Source organism: Pseudomonas sp. 32_A, assembly GCF_017490905.1.
GTDB classification, from domain to species: Bacteria; Pseudomonadota; Gammaproteobacteria; order Pseudomonadales; family Pseudomonadaceae; genus Aquipseudomonas; species Aquipseudomonas inefficax.
Map to the genome: position 1 here is coordinate 1 of NZ_JAFGYI010000200.1, position 513 is coordinate 513.

The window sequence follows — 513 nt, forward strand, 5'->3', positions numbered from 1 at the left end:
GCGCATAGACATCGGTCTTCTGCGTGGCCTTGTTGTAGGCGATCAGATCGGGTCCGCCCGCGCGCGGCAACGCGACGAAGCTCGTGTAGCCGCTCGCGAGCGGGCTGTTGCCGTCCCACACGCGTTCCAGCGCGACTTTTTCGGACCCCGAATCGGGGCGAATCGAATAGAGGCTGCTCATGTGCGCTCCTTTGCGATCGAACGGCAGGGTGGTCGGCGCGCCGGGCATGGCTGGCGTCCGGCGTTGCCCGCCGTTCATGACATCGGTTCGGCGAACAGCGGCAGCGGCGTCGGGTCCGCCCCCGCAACCTGGAAGTAGCTCAGCCGGGCCGGCTTGCCCGCGCCGGCGAGCTCGAGAATCTGGAAGCCGCGGTTGTACCAGCCGTCGGTCAGATCGAGCTGCAGGTCCGCCTGCTTCAGTGCAACCGGATACTTTTGCGCGTAAGGGGCTTCGCCCGCCTGAACGGGGATCGCGCTGTGGCCTGCGCAACGGCCTTTCGGCAGGGTCTTGAA

General features: G+C 66.9%; 2 protein-coding genes. Both read right to left on the reverse strand.

All coding sequences use genetic code 11. The features are described 5' to 3' along the window. Nucleotides 1-181 (reverse strand): hypothetical protein (locus tag J5M58_RS26280; RefSeq protein WP_207880265.1); only part of this gene is annotated, 181 nt, incomplete at its 3' end. Nucleotides 182-255: 74 nt separating this feature from the next. After that, nucleotides 256-513, reverse strand: a 258-nt coding sequence (locus J5M58_RS26285) for a hypothetical protein (RefSeq protein WP_207880267.1), incomplete at its 5' end; no start/stop codon positions are given.